The organism is Photobacterium chitinilyticum, from assembly GCF_004104355.1.
Taxonomy (GTDB): domain Bacteria; phylum Pseudomonadota; class Gammaproteobacteria; order Enterobacterales; family Vibrionaceae; genus Photobacterium; species Photobacterium chitinilyticum.
Genome location: NZ_RJLM01000015.1, coordinates 72,886 through 88,091, shown reverse-complemented (window position 1 = coordinate 88,091; position 15,206 = coordinate 72,886). Strand labels below are relative to the sequence as shown.

The 15,206-nt window shown below is 46.8% G+C and carries 15 protein-coding genes; 7 read left to right on the top strand and 8 right to left on the bottom strand.

The window, feature by feature from the left end; translation table 11 throughout:
- Positions 1-272: 272 nt before the first annotated feature.
- From EDI28_RS22370 to gmhB, 6 genes are all read right to left on the bottom strand, one after another.
- The gene (locus tag EDI28_RS22370; protein WP_128786103.1) at positions 273-1,109 is read right to left on the bottom strand and encodes an ABC transporter ATP-binding protein; all 837 of its coding nucleotides are present in this window, start codon (positions 1,107-1,109) and stop codon (positions 273-275) included.
- Between the two features lie 46 nt (positions 1,110-1,155).
- Positions 1,156-2,022, bottom strand: a complete 867-nt coding sequence (locus EDI28_RS22365) for an ABC transporter ATP-binding protein (RefSeq protein WP_128786102.1) — start codon at positions 2,020-2,022, stop codon at positions 1,156-1,158.
- Between the two features lie 33 nt (positions 2,023-2,055).
- On the bottom strand, positions 2,056-3,852 hold the full coding sequence (locus tag EDI28_RS22360; protein WP_428430976.1) for an extracellular solute-binding protein: 1,797 nt from the start codon (positions 3,850-3,852) through the stop codon (positions 2,056-2,058).
- A gap of 63 nt (positions 3,853-3,915) precedes the next feature.
- Entirely contained in the window at positions 3,916-4,956 is a 1,041-nt protein-coding gene (locus EDI28_RS22355) for an ABC transporter permease subunit (RefSeq protein WP_128786100.1), read from the bottom strand.
- A 4-nt stretch (positions 4,957-4,960) separates the two neighbouring features.
- The gene (locus EDI28_RS22350; RefSeq protein WP_128786099.1) at positions 4,961-5,986 is read right to left on the bottom strand and encodes an ABC transporter permease; all 1,026 of its coding nucleotides are present in this window, start codon (positions 5,984-5,986) and stop codon (positions 4,961-4,963) included.
- Positions 5,987-6,245: 259 nt separating this feature from the next.
- Complete coding sequence (gene gmhB, locus EDI28_RS22345) at positions 6,246-6,800, bottom strand: D-glycero-beta-D-manno-heptose 1,7-bisphosphate 7-phosphatase (RefSeq protein ID WP_128786098.1); 555 nt, start codon at positions 6,798-6,800, stop codon at positions 6,246-6,248.
- A gap of 312 nt (positions 6,801-7,112) precedes the next feature.
- Between gmhB and metN the strand changes: the two genes are divergently transcribed.
- From metN to metQ, 3 genes are all read left to right on the top strand, one after another.
- Complete coding sequence (gene metN, locus EDI28_RS22340; protein ID WP_128786097.1) at positions 7,113-8,147, top strand: methionine ABC transporter ATP-binding protein MetN; 1,035 nt, start codon at positions 7,113-7,115, stop codon at positions 8,145-8,147.
- On the top strand, positions 8,137-8,823 hold the full coding sequence (locus EDI28_RS22335; RefSeq protein ID WP_128786096.1) for a methionine ABC transporter permease: 687 nt from the start codon (positions 8,137-8,139) through the stop codon (positions 8,821-8,823). Before metN ends, EDI28_RS22335 begins: the two co-directional genes overlap by 11 nt.
- Before the next feature lie 69 nt (positions 8,824-8,892).
- Positions 8,893-9,708, top strand: coding sequence for a methionine ABC transporter substrate-binding lipoprotein MetQ (metQ, locus tag EDI28_RS22330; RefSeq protein ID WP_128786095.1), 816 nt, complete (start codon positions 8,893-8,895; stop codon positions 9,706-9,708).
- Positions 9,709-9,802: 94 nt separating this feature from the next.
- Here metQ and ykgO read toward each other — a convergent pair whose 3' ends face one another.
- The gene (gene ykgO / locus EDI28_RS22325; protein WP_128786094.1) at positions 9,803-9,943 is read right to left on the bottom strand and encodes a type B 50S ribosomal protein L36; all 141 of its coding nucleotides are present in this window, start codon (positions 9,941-9,943) and stop codon (positions 9,803-9,805) included.
- A 1-nt stretch (position 9,944) separates the two neighbouring features.
- Complete coding sequence (locus EDI28_RS22320; protein ID WP_128786093.1) at positions 9,945-10,208, bottom strand: type B 50S ribosomal protein L31; 264 nt, start codon at positions 10,206-10,208, stop codon at positions 9,945-9,947.
- 131 nt (positions 10,209-10,339) lie between these two features.
- Here EDI28_RS22320 and tsaA point away from each other — a divergent pair, with 131 nt between their 5' ends.
- The 4 genes from tsaA to EDI28_RS22300 all read left to right on the top strand — a co-directional run bounded on the left by tsaA (position 10,340) and on the right by EDI28_RS22300 (position 15,105).
- Positions 10,340-11,053, top strand: a complete 714-nt coding sequence (gene tsaA, locus EDI28_RS22315; protein WP_128786092.1) for a tRNA (N6-threonylcarbamoyladenosine(37)-N6)-methyltransferase TrmO — start codon at positions 10,340-10,342, stop codon at positions 11,051-11,053.
- A 128-nt stretch (positions 11,054-11,181) separates the two neighbouring features.
- Positions 11,182-12,897 carry a proline--tRNA ligase gene (locus EDI28_RS22310; protein ID WP_128786091.1) on the top strand — a complete coding sequence of 572 codons (1,716 nt, stop codon included), beginning with the start codon at positions 11,182-11,184 and terminating at the stop codon, positions 12,895-12,897.
- 135 nt (positions 12,898-13,032) lie between these two features.
- Entirely contained in the window at positions 13,033-14,157 is a 1,125-nt protein-coding gene (locus EDI28_RS22305; protein ID WP_128786090.1) for a patatin-like phospholipase family protein, read from the top strand.
- 93 nt (positions 14,158-14,250) lie between these two features.
- Entirely contained in the window at positions 14,251-15,105 is an 855-nt protein-coding gene (locus EDI28_RS22300; RefSeq protein ID WP_128786089.1) for a GGDEF domain-containing protein, read from the top strand.
- Positions 15,106-15,206 lie beyond the last annotated feature (101 nt).

Sequence of the window (15,206 nt, the reverse complement as noted above, 5' to 3'; positions counted from 1 at the left end):
CAGTTCATTGATAAATCTTTCGACTTAACTCTTTCACGAGTGCCCACACAGATTGCATGGTCAAATTGTTAAAGAACAAACTGACAAATCGTTGCTGGCTTAGCGCCGCGCTCCGTGTCAGTGAGGTCGCATTATAGAGAGTTCGATCGCATTGGCAAGGGTGATTTTTAAAAAAATGCCACACAATCAGCCAACCGAACAAACTTTAGCCAAAGAAGTAAAAATAGGCCACTTTGAAAGCAGGAAAATACCGTATTTGGTACTTCCTTTCATCAGGCTACGTATTCAGTCATCCGGTTGGACTTTTTTCTTGTACGATCTCTTGGATGAGTTGCTGGAATCGCTGCAAGTAGCATCTTGGTATAACTGTCTTGTGGAAACTCATAAATATCTTTTACATCACCAAGCTCGACGATTTTACCTAAATACATTACCGCCACTCGATCTGAGATATTCCTGACCACTGACAAATCATGAGAGATAAATATCATTGCTAAATCCATTTCTTTTTGCAGCTGGAGCAACAAATTCAATATCTGCGCCTGCACTGAAACATCCAGTGCAGAAACTGACTCATCGCAAATTAACAATTTGGGTTTTAAGGCAATCGCCCGGGCTATACCAATACGCTGTCGCTGTCCTCCCGAGAATTCATGAGGGTAACGATGAACAGCACTCTCAGGCAACTCCACCTTAACAAGCAATTCCTTTACCCATTCCTTGCGCTGTTTAGATGTGCCTATTTTATGGATGATGAAGGGCTCTTCCAAAATCATACCAACAGTATGGCGTTGATTGAGTGACTCCATTGGGTCTTGAAATACGATCTGCATATCTTTACGAAGTGTACGCATCTGTTTAGGTGAAAACGTCGTAATATCCTTACCCTTAAAGTAAATCCTACCTTCTGTTGGTTCATAGAGTTTGAGGATGGTCCGGCCTAACGTACTTTTACCACAACCAGACTCACCAACAAGGCCCAACGTCTCCCCTCTGGCTACCGAAAACGAAACGCCATCAACGGCTTTCACTATATAACCTTTTCTGAAGATCCCTTTCCCCGAGACAAAGTGTTGCTTGAGAGACTCAATACGAAGAATTTCATCCATAACTAGATCCTTATCTACGGGTTGCTACTCAGAGCTCTCGTAAAAACTACCCTTTAAATTCCGGAAACAATGCTGGGTTAATCGGTTTAATGTCTATCGGTTGCTTAGGATCATTATTCAGACTAGGCATTAACCCCAGCAGCCGCTCGGTATAGGGGTGTTGCGGGCGATCAAACAAATCATAGACATTTGCATGTTCAACTACCCTCCCGTCGTACATCACCGATACATCATCACAAATTTCAGCAACGACTCCCAAATCATGAGTAATGAAGATCATTGCCATTCCCGTTTCTTCTTGTAATTCAACCATAAGATCAAGGATCTGTGCCTGTACCGTAACATCCAGTGCCGTAGTCGGCTCGTCACAAATGAGTATGTCAGGCCGACAGGCAAGCGCCATTGCAATCATGACTCGTTGCCTCATCCCACCCGACAGGTTGTGCGGGTACTCTTTCAGCCTTTTGTCCGGCATCGGAATACGCACTTTGCGCAGCATTTCTAGTGAATAGGCTATCCTGTCTTTTTTACTTAATTCGGGGCGGTGTAGCTCAAGAACTTCGTTAAGTTGCCTGCCAACAGAATATACAGGGTTCAACGCGGTCATCGGATCTTGGAAAATGATGGAGATACAATTTCCCCGCATGGCGTACATCTCTGTTGCGGGAAGCCCCACCAAATCTGTTCCCCGATATAAAATTTCCCCTCGGGTAATATAACCATACGGCTTGGGCAATAATCCCATAATCGACAGCGCGGTAACGCTCTTCCCACAGCCTGACTCACCGACAAGACCGAGGGTTCGCCCCTTATGCACATCAAAGCTAACACCATGGAGGATCTTTGATACACCATCATCAGTCATAAACTCCGTTTCAAGATCTCGGACACTTAAAATGACATCAGAAGACATACGGCTTCTCCTTACTACTTTCTTCATTCAGCTTTACAGCTTGTAAGCGTCATCGATGACAGTAACAGGTTCAAAAACTTTGCCTTGCTTCATCGCCGCTTTGGTTTCTTTCTTGATATCCACATCAATCCAGAAAGTACCTAGCTCCACCGGATAAAAGATTGACTCTGTTTTCTTTGTCATCCCCGGAGCTGGATATTGTATCCAACGCCAATGCGCCTCTCGGGTATAAGGGACCATGTATCCAGGCACAATAATATAGGCCTCGGTAACCATCTTCTGGATAGTATGAGAGATCTGATAGCGCTTTCTCACATCAAACTCGCTCTTGAATGCGTCAATTTTAGCGTCGAGAGCTGGTGAGCTGTAATTAGCGTGATTATTCGTTTGGGGTTTCACATTCTTTGAGTGCAAGTATTCCCAATAGGCAGGGATCTCCCCTCCCCCCATGTTCAAGAAGGCGAGATCATGCTTTTTCTCCAGGATATACTTGAAGGCAGAAGAGCCATCGACAAGGTTCAGCGTCAACTCCAAACCAGCTAGCTTCGCTTGCTCTTTTAGATAAGCAATACGTGGCGACCAAATAGGAAAGCCATAGGTAACGGCAAAACTCAACCTCAGGCCCTGTTTGTTAACGCGAATACCATCAGGGCCAATAATCTCGAAGCCGGCTTTGGTAAAAAATTGAGCGGCTAACTCGGGATTAAATTCTGGCGGCTTGTTGTCGGTACGGTCATAGTCACCATGTCCGAACCCCAAACCATGCGGCTTACGGACATAATCGCCCCGCAGGACATTCTTAATCATGCCGTCAAAATCAGTCGCATAAGTCAGCCCTTTGCGGACGTCGATATTGTCCAACGGAGGCTTTGCCGTATTAATCCATATTCCACCAGCCCCTTGTGCGACTTGGTTATAGCCCCAGAATTTATGAATATAGCCTTTTTGGTAAGGCTGGCTGTTTGATTTGTCATGCCAGAGTTGAGGCAGTACCAGGCCAAATGTATCCAAGTCCCCTTTTTCAAAATGCTTGCGGGCAATATCATTGTCACGGATCACACGAAGACGGATTTTATCGACATTGTAACGATTCTGGTAATAGCGGTTCCCATAGCCCCACCAATCCTTTCCTATGTGCTTAAAGGTAACGCTTTTCCCCTTTTTCACATTATCGAGGAAATAGGCTCCCGCCGTCGGCTCACTCTTGAAGTTATATTTGCGGACAAAATTATCATCGATGCCATCATTGTTGGTATCTTTATCAGGCTTAAAGAAATGTTCAGGGCGGGGCTGCAGACCGTTACTGGGTAAATTAATCATTACCATCAGTTCATCATTGCTTTTGGCTGTTTGGGCAATAATGGCGATGGTATGATCGCCATATTTGACAATCGTATCGATAGAGTTGGTGAAAAAATCGTTATACCAAGGATCAATAATATCTTTCGAACGGTAGTATTTCAGCATGAACAAATAGTCATCAGCCGTAATAGGCTCACCATCAGACCATTCGGCCTCGGTATTTAATTTGAAATAGACCGTTTTGAAATCATTGCCAAACGCCCATGCTTCAGCCAATTGAGGAATCCACTTTCCGGTATTGGGGTGCCTTGCTGCCAGTTTAGGCGTACCATCCATAAAATAATGTCTCAGCCCCGAATTGGCGTCTGGGCCGACACTTCGCAAAGTTTGCGGAAAACTCGCCATAAAAGATCGGAACGTCCCGCCTCGTTTCGCCTGTTCAGACGCAAATAAAGGCTCATTCATATTAGAGATCCACTCTAAATCTTCAGGTAACGTACTTGCGGTGGCTACACAGCTTAGTCCCATGAAAACTGACAGTACGGCAAGTTTTATACTTTTATCCATTCTCACATCCTGTGTTAGCAACTATTAAATATAACGAGTGAACTTCTTCGGATCGAAAGCCGCGCGAATCGCTTCACCAATAAATGTCACCATGATTAACACCAGTACGATAGCCGATACGACTGAGACAACTATCCAGGGTGAATCCAAATTCGATTTTCCTTGCTGCAACAGCTCTCCCCAGCTCGGCGTCGGTGGCATTAGCCCGAGCCCTAGATAGTCCAACGCTGTTAACGCAGTGATATTGGCAGCGATATTAAAGGGGGCCAATGTCACAATCATCACCATGGTATTGGGAAGAATATGATGAAAAATAATCCTAAATGTTGATGCGCCAAGCGCTTTGGCTGCCATCACATACTCACGGGCTGATTCCTTGTAGGTCATCGTTCGCATGTACCAAGTCATCCCCATCCAGCCAAACAATACATTGATGGCAACAAACAGCGTAAAGGTCGGCTGGGTGATAGAAACCAGAATCATAATGACGTATAAAAACGGTACCATTGACCACACTTCAATTAGCCGCTGCACGAACAAATCGAATTTTCCGCCCCAAAACCCCATCGCGCAGCCAACAGCAGTGCCTATGGCATAGGAAATAGCCATAGTGATCAAAGCAAAACCCATCGCTGTTCTGAAACCGTAAACTAAGCGGGCAAGAATATCGCGGCCTATTACATCGGTGCCGAGATAGTGCTTGTCTTCAAAGCTGGGTGCCGTCGGTGGGTAATCGCCGCTAAAGTCCTGCTCAAACGGGTCCCATGGCACTAACGGCATAAGAACATAGTTATCCCCACCCTCAGCCAAAAATTGCAGGCTCATTGCCTGGTAATCAGGTTCATTACTGTAGCTTAGACCGTAGTCCGTACCCGACTTCACATCACTAAGTACAGGAAAACTATAGACTCCGTTGTATTTAACGACTAGCGCTTTGCTATTAATCAGTAGTTCGGCAAACAGAGACAACACCAATAGCAACGACAACAGGACAAAGGACCAATACCCACGCTTGATCGCTTTGAAGCGCCTTATTTTTTTGATGGTTAGAGGGTTCAATGTCATCTGCTCAAGCTCCAAACCGAACTCTAGGATCAGCCAATGCCACACAGATATCCGATAAGATATTCCCGACCATTAACATCGCCGCATTAATGGCAACAATGCCCATCACTACGGGGTAGTCACGCTGCATAATGGATTCATAGCCCAACAAGCCGATCCCATCGATATTGAAAATAACTTCAATCAGAAAAGAGCCCGTCATAAAGAACAGCAATGAGTTACCGAAATGGCTCGCTATTGGGATCAAGCTGTTCCGAAGCGCATGCCTGCGTACTGCAGCGCGAAAAGGAAGCCCCTTAGCAATAGCCGTTCGAATATAGTCCGACGACAAATTTTCCATCAGATTGTTCTTCATCGTCATAGTCAGGGTGGCGAAGTCTCCAATCAAATAGCAGATCAGCGGAAGAACGGCATGCCAGAAAAGATCCGAGACTTTTTCAGAAACAGTCTCATAATCTTCGAAATCATCACCCACAAAGCCCCCCATGGGAAACCATTCCAGGTGATAGCTGAATAATGTTATAAGCAAGACACCGACAACATAACCGGGCAGCGCATAACCAATGAAAATCAGAATGGAGGAGCCGGAATCAAAGACCGAACCATGCTTCACGGCCTTGTAGTACCCCAACGGGATGGAAATAAAATAGCTAATAAAAAAAGTCATCCCGCCATAAAATAACGACACAGGCAGCCTTTCGGCAATCATGCCTGTCACGGGCTCGTAATAACGGGTTGATTCACCGAGATCAAAGCGGACTAGCTTGCTCAGCCATTCCCAATAAGCCTGATAAACCGGTTTATCCAGGCCATAAAATGCATTCAGCTCGGCCAGCTGATCGTCAGATAGTGCTGAGCTTCCACCAGCAGCAGTCATCGCGGCTGCCCCGTCACCCTGAAACTGCATATTGGCCAGCATTCGCTCGACAGGCCCGCCGGGAACCAGACGGGTGATGGCAAATATGAGGACCGTAATGCCCAAAAACGTCGGTATCACCAAGGCCATGCGATGCAAAAAATACGACAGCATGTATCGACTAACTCCTTGTCTGACTTATTACTAAGAATGATCCCTAATAATTAAAAGATAGCAGCAAGGAGAGATTTCAGCTTTTCAATCAAAGTAATGAGTTCAACAGAAAGGGATTATTTCGGAGCAACCCAAAGAGACTATTGAGGACTAATTGGGGGTTGATACGGATAGTTGATACAAAGACTAGAAGCAAGGTCGCACAATAAAAAAGGCCGCGATTACGACCTTTTATTCAGGAACTGGCGCTGGATATGAATTAGCGGGAGGCTAACCAACCCGGAACATCCGCAACACTGTCTAGGACCACGCTGGCCAGAGCTTCGCCCGCATCGGTGACAGGCTTACCAGTGCGCACCAGTATTTTAGTACCCACCTCCGCAGCTGCCGCGGCCTTCATGTCATCGGCTTTATCGCCAATCATTACCGAGCTCGCCATGTCGATTTTCAAAAAGTCACGAGCAGAAATAAACATACCAGGCTTGGGCTTACGGCACTCACAGTCTTGCAGGTAATCACCCTTTCCTTCTTTCGGATGGTGGGGGCAGTAATAGATACCGTCAAACTCAACGCCGTTATCGACAAAGTTCCAGTCCATCCACTCGGTCAGAGTCAGGAATTCATCTTCGGTGTACATACCACGGGCAATCCCGGCCTGGTTGGTTACCAGAACAAGCAGATACCCCATTTCTTTGAATTTTTTGCACGCTTCAAACACGCCTTCAACGTATTCAAAGTCATCAACGGTATGAACGTAACCATGATCGACGTTAATCACGCCGTCACGATCGATAAAAACTGCTGGTTTGGCCAAAAGTCAGCCCTCTGTCTATATATATTAAGGCAAATTATGGCATGGCTAAGGCAGGGATTCATCTGTTTATCTCAATCCACCATAACCCAACGAATGATCCACAAGGCCATTTAGACGTCCAGACGTAAAAATATCTATTGACTTAGCCGTCTAGACACCCTAGCATCAACAACAGATGCGGTTAGTAAACACTTTTCGCACAAAACAATGACAAAGTAAATACAACAAACAGCATTACGATATACCAGTGTTTACAAGCTTTTATCCTTGTAAAATTTGCCATGGCAACTGGTATACGGTTTAGGAAGTTCGATGATAGAAATAAATAGAGTAAATAAAGTGTTCTATCAGGGGGAGAAGGAAATCAACGCACTGCGTGATATCAATCTTACCATTGAGCAAGGCACCATCTTCGGCGTAATCGGCTCTTCCGGTGCAGGGAAAAGTACCCTGATCCGTTGCGTCAATCTGCTGGAAAAACCAACCAATGGCCACGTTATTGTTGACGGTATCGATCTAACCCAGCTTTCCAATCAAGACCTGACGTTAGCACGCCGCAAAATTGGCATGATTTTCCAGCATTTCAACCTGCTTTCATCCCGTACAGTTTTTGACAATATTGCCCTGCCACTTGAACTCGCAGGAACAACAAAAGCTGACACCAAAACCAAGGTTAACGAGCTATTACAGCTGGTTGGGCTGGTCGACAAAAGTGAGTCTTACCCGTCAAACCTGAGTGGTGGCCAGAAACAACGTGTTGCGATTGCCCGAGCATTGGCGTCCGACCCTAAAGTTTTACTGTGTGATGAAGCAACCAGTGCACTGGATCCGGCGACTACCCAGTCGATTCTCGAGCTGCTAAAAGAGATCAACCGCAAGCTTAATCTCACTATTTTGCTGATCACCCATGAAATGGACGTGGTAAAAAGCATCTGTGCAGAAGTGGCTATTATTGGCGACGGCGAACTGGTAGAAAAAGGGCCTGTCGGCGAAATTTTTGCCCACCCTAAAACAGAGCTGGCTCGCAACTTCATCCGCTCGACGCTGGATTTATCCATCCCTGAAGATTACAAGGCACGACTTGTCGATCAGCGTGTTGATAACAGTTACCCCTTAGTACGGCTTGAATTTACCGGAGCATCGGTTGATGCCCCGCTGATCAGCCAAGTTGCTCGGGAATTCAACATTGATATCAGCATTCTAAGCTCTGACATGGACTATGCCGGCGGCGTAAAGTTTGGCCTGATGCTGGCCGAGTTATTTGGTACCGAGCAAGCCGCAGAGCAAGCAATTGCTTTCCTTCGTGATCACAAAGTTAATGTAGAGGTATTGGGTTATGTTGCTTGAGTCTATTGCTAACTGGTGGCAAGCCAACGAACGCCTTACCTACTTGCTAGTTGATGCGCTAGGCGAAACGCTGCTGATGGTTTTTTCTTCCGGCTTAATTGGTTTTGCTATCGGTATTCCTGCCGGTGTTGCTCTCCACCTTACCAAAGACAACGGTCTACTCGAGAACAGGGCACTGAACAAGATACTGGGCACAGTCACTAATATCGGTCGATCTATCCCGTTTATTATTTTGCTCGTTGCCATCATCCCGTTTACCCGTTTTGTTGTCGGCAGCTCTATCGGTACCGCTGCGGCAGTCGTTCCGCTAACTGTTGGGGCAATTCCTTTTATTGCCCGCCTGGTTGAAGGGGCTCTGCTGGAAGTACCAACAGGCTTGGTTGAAGCCGCTCAGGCTATGGGAGCCACCCCACGACAGATCATCAACAAGGTGCTGCTTCCCGAGGCACTGCCGGGGATCATCAATGCGGTCACTATTACTTTAGTAACACTGGTTAGCTACTCGGCCATGGCCGGTACAGTCGGGGGCGGAGGGCTGGGCGATGTCGGCATTCGTTATGGCTACCAGCGCTTTGATGGCACCGTCATGATGATCACCGTGGTCATGCTGGTCATTCTGGTGCAAATCATTCAATCGGTAGGCGACCATCTGGTCAAGCGTGCCGATCACCGCTAAACAGAAAATAACATTAATCAATAATTACCATCTAGTATTACGGAAAACCCCGCTTTAAGGAGAAGTTACATGGCGTTTAATCTAAAGAATATTTTTGCTGTCGCAGGTTTGGCATCAGCTCTTGTATTAACCGGTTGCGGAGAAAAAGAAACCGTAGTCGATAACAGCAAAATTAAAATTGGGGTTATGGCAGGAGCAGAAGCTCAGGTAGCAGAAGTCGCAGCTAAGGAAGCCAAGGACAAATACGGGCTTGATGTTGAACTAATTACCTTTACTGACTACATCTCACCCAATGCGGCACTGGAAGACGGTTCTATCGATATCAATGCTTTCCAACACAAACCATACCTTGATCAGCAAGTCACGGATCAAGGTTACAAGTTTGCCGTCGCAGGCAATACTTTCGTTTATCCGATTGCTGCCTACTCAAGCAAAATCAAGTCAATTGACGAGCTGAAGGATGGTGACCAGATTGCAGTGCCAAACGATCCAACAAACCTTGGCCGTTCACTGTTGCTGCTTCAACAGCAAGGCTTGCTGAAGCTAAAAGAAGGTGCAGGCCTGACTGCAACGGTACTGGATATTGTTGGCAGCGCTAAGAATCTGAAAATTGTTGAGTTAGAAGCGGCACAACTTCCACGTTCTCTTGACGATGTTGCACTTGCGATCATCAATACAACGTATGCCAGCAGCATTAACCTAACGCCCGAGCGTGACGGTGTATTTGTCGAAGACAAGGAATCACCATACGTGAACTTAATCGTTGCTCGCCAAGACAATGTTAATGCTGAGAACGTACAGGCTTTCGTTAAAGCCTATCAATCAGAAGCGGTATATACCGCGGCAAAAGAGATTTTCCAAGGTGGCATTGTAAAAGGTTGGTAACTCTTTTTACCAACAGACCTTGTTATTAAATTCTGATGAATAACAAAGAGGCTTCCCTACCTGGGAAGCCTCTTTGCTTAGTAACAGCAAAACACTATTTTTTCTTCGCCTTTCCTTGTACTGCTTTGAACCTTGGGTTGGATTTACAGATGACGAAAATACGGCCTCGTCGTTTTACCACCTGACAGTCTCGGTGACGGGATTTCGCGCTTTTCAGCGAGCTCAATACTTTCATTTTACTTGTCCTTCTTTGTGCCAAATTGACCAAATCGGCGGCTGAAGTTTGCCATTCGGCCTTCAGTACTGATCACACGTTGCTTGCCGGTATAGAACGGGTGTGACTCCGAGGACACATCCAGGGTGTAATAAGGATATTCCTGACCATCTTTCCAAGTGATGGTTTTATCCGTTTTCAATGTTGAACCCACCAAGAAATGTTTATCAACGCTCGTATCGTGAAATACAACGGTACGATACTCGGGGTGAATACCTGGTTTCATCTTTCGTTCCTCATCTGGTAGCAAATCACTATCGATATGTTATAACATAACATTTGATAATAATTCTCATGTCATGGTCAAGTGTTTTTTTATGCTATGTTCTGCGCTATCAGAAAAAAGGCGTTATTCAGATGTCATATCAAATTGAGCCAATCGGTATCATTCGCTCTCCCTACAAGGAAAAATTTGCCGTTCCGCGTCAACCTGGATTGGTGCCAAGTGCCCGTTCAGAAATCGTTCTCCAGGGAGAAGCCAACGCACTAGAAGCTGTTCGGGGCCTTGAACAGTTCAGCCATCTATGGCTATTATTTTTGTTTGATCAAAACCTTGAGGCAGGTTGGCGACCGACAGTTCGTCCCCCCCGCCTTGGTGGCAATGAACGGATTGGTGTGTTTGCCAGCCGGGCAACCTTTAGGCCTAACGGCATCGGTATGTCTGCGGTTGAGCTCAAGGGAATTCGCCAAGACGGCAAAGATGTAATTATCGAACTGGGCGGAGTTGACTTGGTTGACGGAACACCCATTGTTGATATCAAGCCCTACATTCCCTACTCCGACAGCCTGCCACTGGCAACAGGCGGCTTTGCGAACGATGAGCCTGATACCTTAGCAGTGAGCTTTACCGACAAGGCCGGATCTCAACTGACAGGCAAGCAACCGACAAGGCACCGGGCCGTGATTGAAGAAGTACTGGCGCAAGACCCACGCCCGGCCTATAAAAAAGGCAAACCAGACAGCAAGGAGTATGCTGTCCACTTATTCGACTACAATGTTAAGTTCACCGTCGATGACGAGAAAGTGACGGTTACTGCCCTGGAAAAGCCGGTCGCAAATAGACAAGATTAATCGCACGCCTGCCTGTTCTTTTTGGCGAACAGACAAATGGCTGGTAGTATATACGGTTACCGCCTCTTTGAGCGGCTGGGGATGTCCCCATCACTTATCACATTCATATCAACCAACGGATACCATCAATGCGTACCAGTAAATATCTTCTTTCAACGCTGAAGGAGACTCCAAACGACGCAGAAGTTATCAGCCACCAGCTGATGCTACGTGCAGGTATGATCCGTAAGCTGGCTTCAGGTCTATATACCTGGCTACCTACAGGTCTGCGTGTTCTGCGTAAGGTCGAAAACATTGTTCGTGAAGAAATGAACAATGCCGGTGCAGTCGAAACGTTAATGCCCGTGGTTCAGCCCTCTGAACTATGGGAAGAAACTGGGCGCTGGGACAAGTTTGGTCCCGAGCTTCTACGTATCGCAGACCGCCACGACCGACCGTTTGTACTAGGTCCGACTCACGAAGAAGTGATCACGGATATGGTTCGCAACGAAGTGAAATCTTACAAGCAGCTTCCTCTGAACCTGTACCAGATCCAGACTAAATTCCGTGACGAAGTTCGCCCGCGCTTCGGTGTAATGCGCTCACGTGAGTTCATCATGAAAGATGCCTACTCTTTCCACCTGGATAAAGAGAGCCTGGTTGAAACATACGAAACTATGCACCAGGCATACTGCAACGTATTCAGCCGCATGGGTCTGGATTTCCGTCCAGTACTGGCTGATACCGGTTCCATCGGTGGTTCTGGCTCTCACGAGTTCCACGTGCTGGCAGAAAGCGGTGAAGACCTGATTGCCTTCTCGACGGACTCAGACTACGCAGCAAACATCGAAAAAGCAGAGGCGCTAGCACCGACGACAGAACGTGCTGCACCAACCGCAGAGATGACGCTGGTTGATACGCCAAATGCAAAAACTATCGCAGAGCTAGTTGAGCAACACGGTATCGCTATCGAAAACACGGTGAAAACCCTGTTTGTTAAAGCATCCGATGAAGTTGAAGCCGATCTTATTGCACTGATCATCCGTGGAGATCATGAGCTAAACGAAATCAAGGCCGAAAACCTTTCTTGTGTTGCAGCACCACTTGAGTTTGCAACCGAAGAAGAAATCCGTGCCCTGGTTAACGCAGGTCCTGGCTCTCTAGGCCCAGTAAACCTACCAGTACCATTCATCGTTGACCGCTCAGTGGCAGTAATGAGTGACTTCGGCGCCGGTGCCAACATCGACGACAAGCACTACTTCGGTATCAACTGGGGCCGTGACGTTGAACTTGGTCAAATTGAAGATCTACGTAACGTGGTTGAAGGCGATCCTAGTCCATGCGGCCAAGGTACCCTTCTACTGAAGCGCGGTATCGAAGTTGGTCATATCTTCCAGTTGGGTAACAACTACTCAAAATCAATGAACGCAGGCGTTCTTGGTCCAGATGGTAAAAACACCATCATGGAAATGGGTTGTTACGGTATTGGCTGTACCCGCGTAGTGGCTGCTGCAATCGAGCAGAACAACGACGAGAACGGTATTATCTGGCCAAGTGCGATTGCACCGTTCCAGGTTTCTATCGTACCGATGAACATGGCGAAATCTGCCGAAGTTAAAGAAGCCGCTGAAAAGTTATATGCTGAACTAACTGCGGCCGGTATCGAAGTACTATTTGATGACCGTAAAGAACGCCCTGGTGTGATGTTTGCAGATCATGAACTGATCGGTATCCCTCATACTATCGTTATCGGTAACCGCAGCCTGGAAAATGGCGAGATGGAATACAAAGACCGTCGTGCCGGCACCAAAGAAAGTGTTGCTGTATCCGATATCATTGACTTTGTTAAGCAGAAGTTAGCTTAATTACCGATTCGGTACTAAATACAAAGCCTCCCTTGCGGAGGCTTTTTTATTTCCGGAAAACGTTCTGGGTCGCGCATTTTCAACAGCTTTCGGTATATAGTAAAGGATAATAAAGGGAAATAGAGAGCAGCTTGAATGGCAAAGGATAAGCCAAAAATCAGCTTATTATTATCAGGCGGCGGAGCCCGGGCGGCCTATCAAGTCGGGGTGCTCAAAGCCATTTCTGAATGGTACCCACGAGTTCACCACAGCCCATTCACGATTTATTCCGGCACCTCGGCCGGTGCCATCAATGTCATATCAATAGCCAGTTATGCCTCTTGTTTTCGCCTGGGCGTCAAAAAGTTGGAGTGGATTTGGTCGCGACTCCATAGTCGCCGAGTCTTTAGCGCCAGCTCTTATGGCATGACAAGTTACCTTGCCGGCCAATGGTTTGCCCGTCTGCAAGCCGAACATCATGAACGCCCTCCGTTCGGGCTGCTAAATAATCGCCCGCTTCGTCAGCTGTTAAATCAAGTAAATAACTATGAACGACTGGAAAAACAAATCCTTGCCGGAAACCTAGAAGGGATCTCTATCACCGTCTCCAGCTACAAGAGCGGGCAGTCTGTCAGCTTTTTTCAGGGGCAAAAGGAGCTTAAGGAGTGGGATCGAGCAAAATCAAAGGGACGCCGCTCTTTGATCACCACTGAGCACTTGTTGGCATCGGCGGCAATCCCTCTGGTTTTTCCGGCGACCCGAATCGGCCAGACGTATTATGGCGACGGTTCCATCCACCAGCTTGCTCCTCTTCGGCCCTCGTTAAAAATGGGGGCTGACAAAATACTGATCATCGATTTGATCAACCAGAAAATCAATGAAAGAGATCATACCTCTGCACCCGGCCTAGCCGCACTGAGTGGCCACCTAATGGATACCGTCTTCAGCGATACCCTCACAGCCGATCTTGAACACCTGTCACGTACCAATGAATTGTTACAGGCTTTACCGGCTTCCGAGCAACAGAAAATCAACATGAAAATCGTTGAGCATATCCATCTTTTCCCCAGCCAGTCTTTTGAGCCCCTCGCTCGAAAGTATTACTGCCACATGCCGCCAATGACCCGGGCATTAATGCACCTGACCGGGCTGAGTCCCAAAGATGATGCTGCTATTTCCAGCTATATTCTGTTTGAACCAGCATATATTAACGCTTTAATCGAACTTGGTTATCATGATGCACTCGAACAAGAAACGATCCTTCGCAACTTTTTAAAATAAAATCAGTATTTTATTAATAAAAAAATGCTCTAGGTGTTGAAATGGCGTAATAATTGCCTATAGTTAACCCCCTATCTTTTTTTTGACGCTGATATGGATCCGACCCTTTGGAATAATATTTTTGCAGAAAATAGCAAACCAAGGACTAAACCCCTTGGCGCTGATCAGCGCCTGCTGATCCTGCAAAAGCTCCAGGGGAAGCTAGATCTTGGCCTATTATTCGAGATTTTTGCTCGAGAAGTCGAAAAACAAATCGATATCAGCCGTCTGGTCTGGGATTTAGACGAAACATCCACCTTAATCAGACGTGGCCAGGCAACCCAATACCGCCAAGGTTTTATCCTGCGTTTTGGTGAAAACGAACTAGGCAAACTACAATACTCCACCCCTTATCCGTTAGACAAAGACGAAATCAACCTGCTTCATACCTATCATCGTCTCTTTGCCGGGCCGTTAATGAATGCGATTGAATATCGTCGAGTCAAAAATATGGCGCTTCGTGATTATCTGTCAGGGCTTGGCAACCGCAGCTGCTTTGAACAAGATATACAGCACGCCATCGCGATGAGCGAACGGAGAAACGTTGGTCTGGTACTGCTGATGTTTGACTTGGATAACTTCAAGCAAGTCAATGACCGCTTTGGTCACCTTGATGGCGACAAGGTTATACGCCGTTTTGCGACTATCCTTAAGCAGGCCGTTCGCGCTTCAGACCGATGCTACCGAATTGGCGGAGATGAGTTCGCCGTTCTTCTCCAGCCAGCAACCGACAAGTCAGCCTTGCATGTTGCCCAACGTGTCCAACAACTAATGCACGATGACCATACGCTACGAACACTCAATATCGGCTCCTCGTGTGGTTTTTCCGGATATCAAAAAGGTGATACCTCAACAGCTATTGTCGACCGCGCCGACCGGCAGCTATACCGGCATAAACGCAACAAATAACGTCCCTCCCTTCTATGCAAGGCCATCTTTACCATAACCATGACCAACACCTCTGTTATAGTAAGGCTATCAATCGTCCACTCCCTATAGGTTCTCATTCA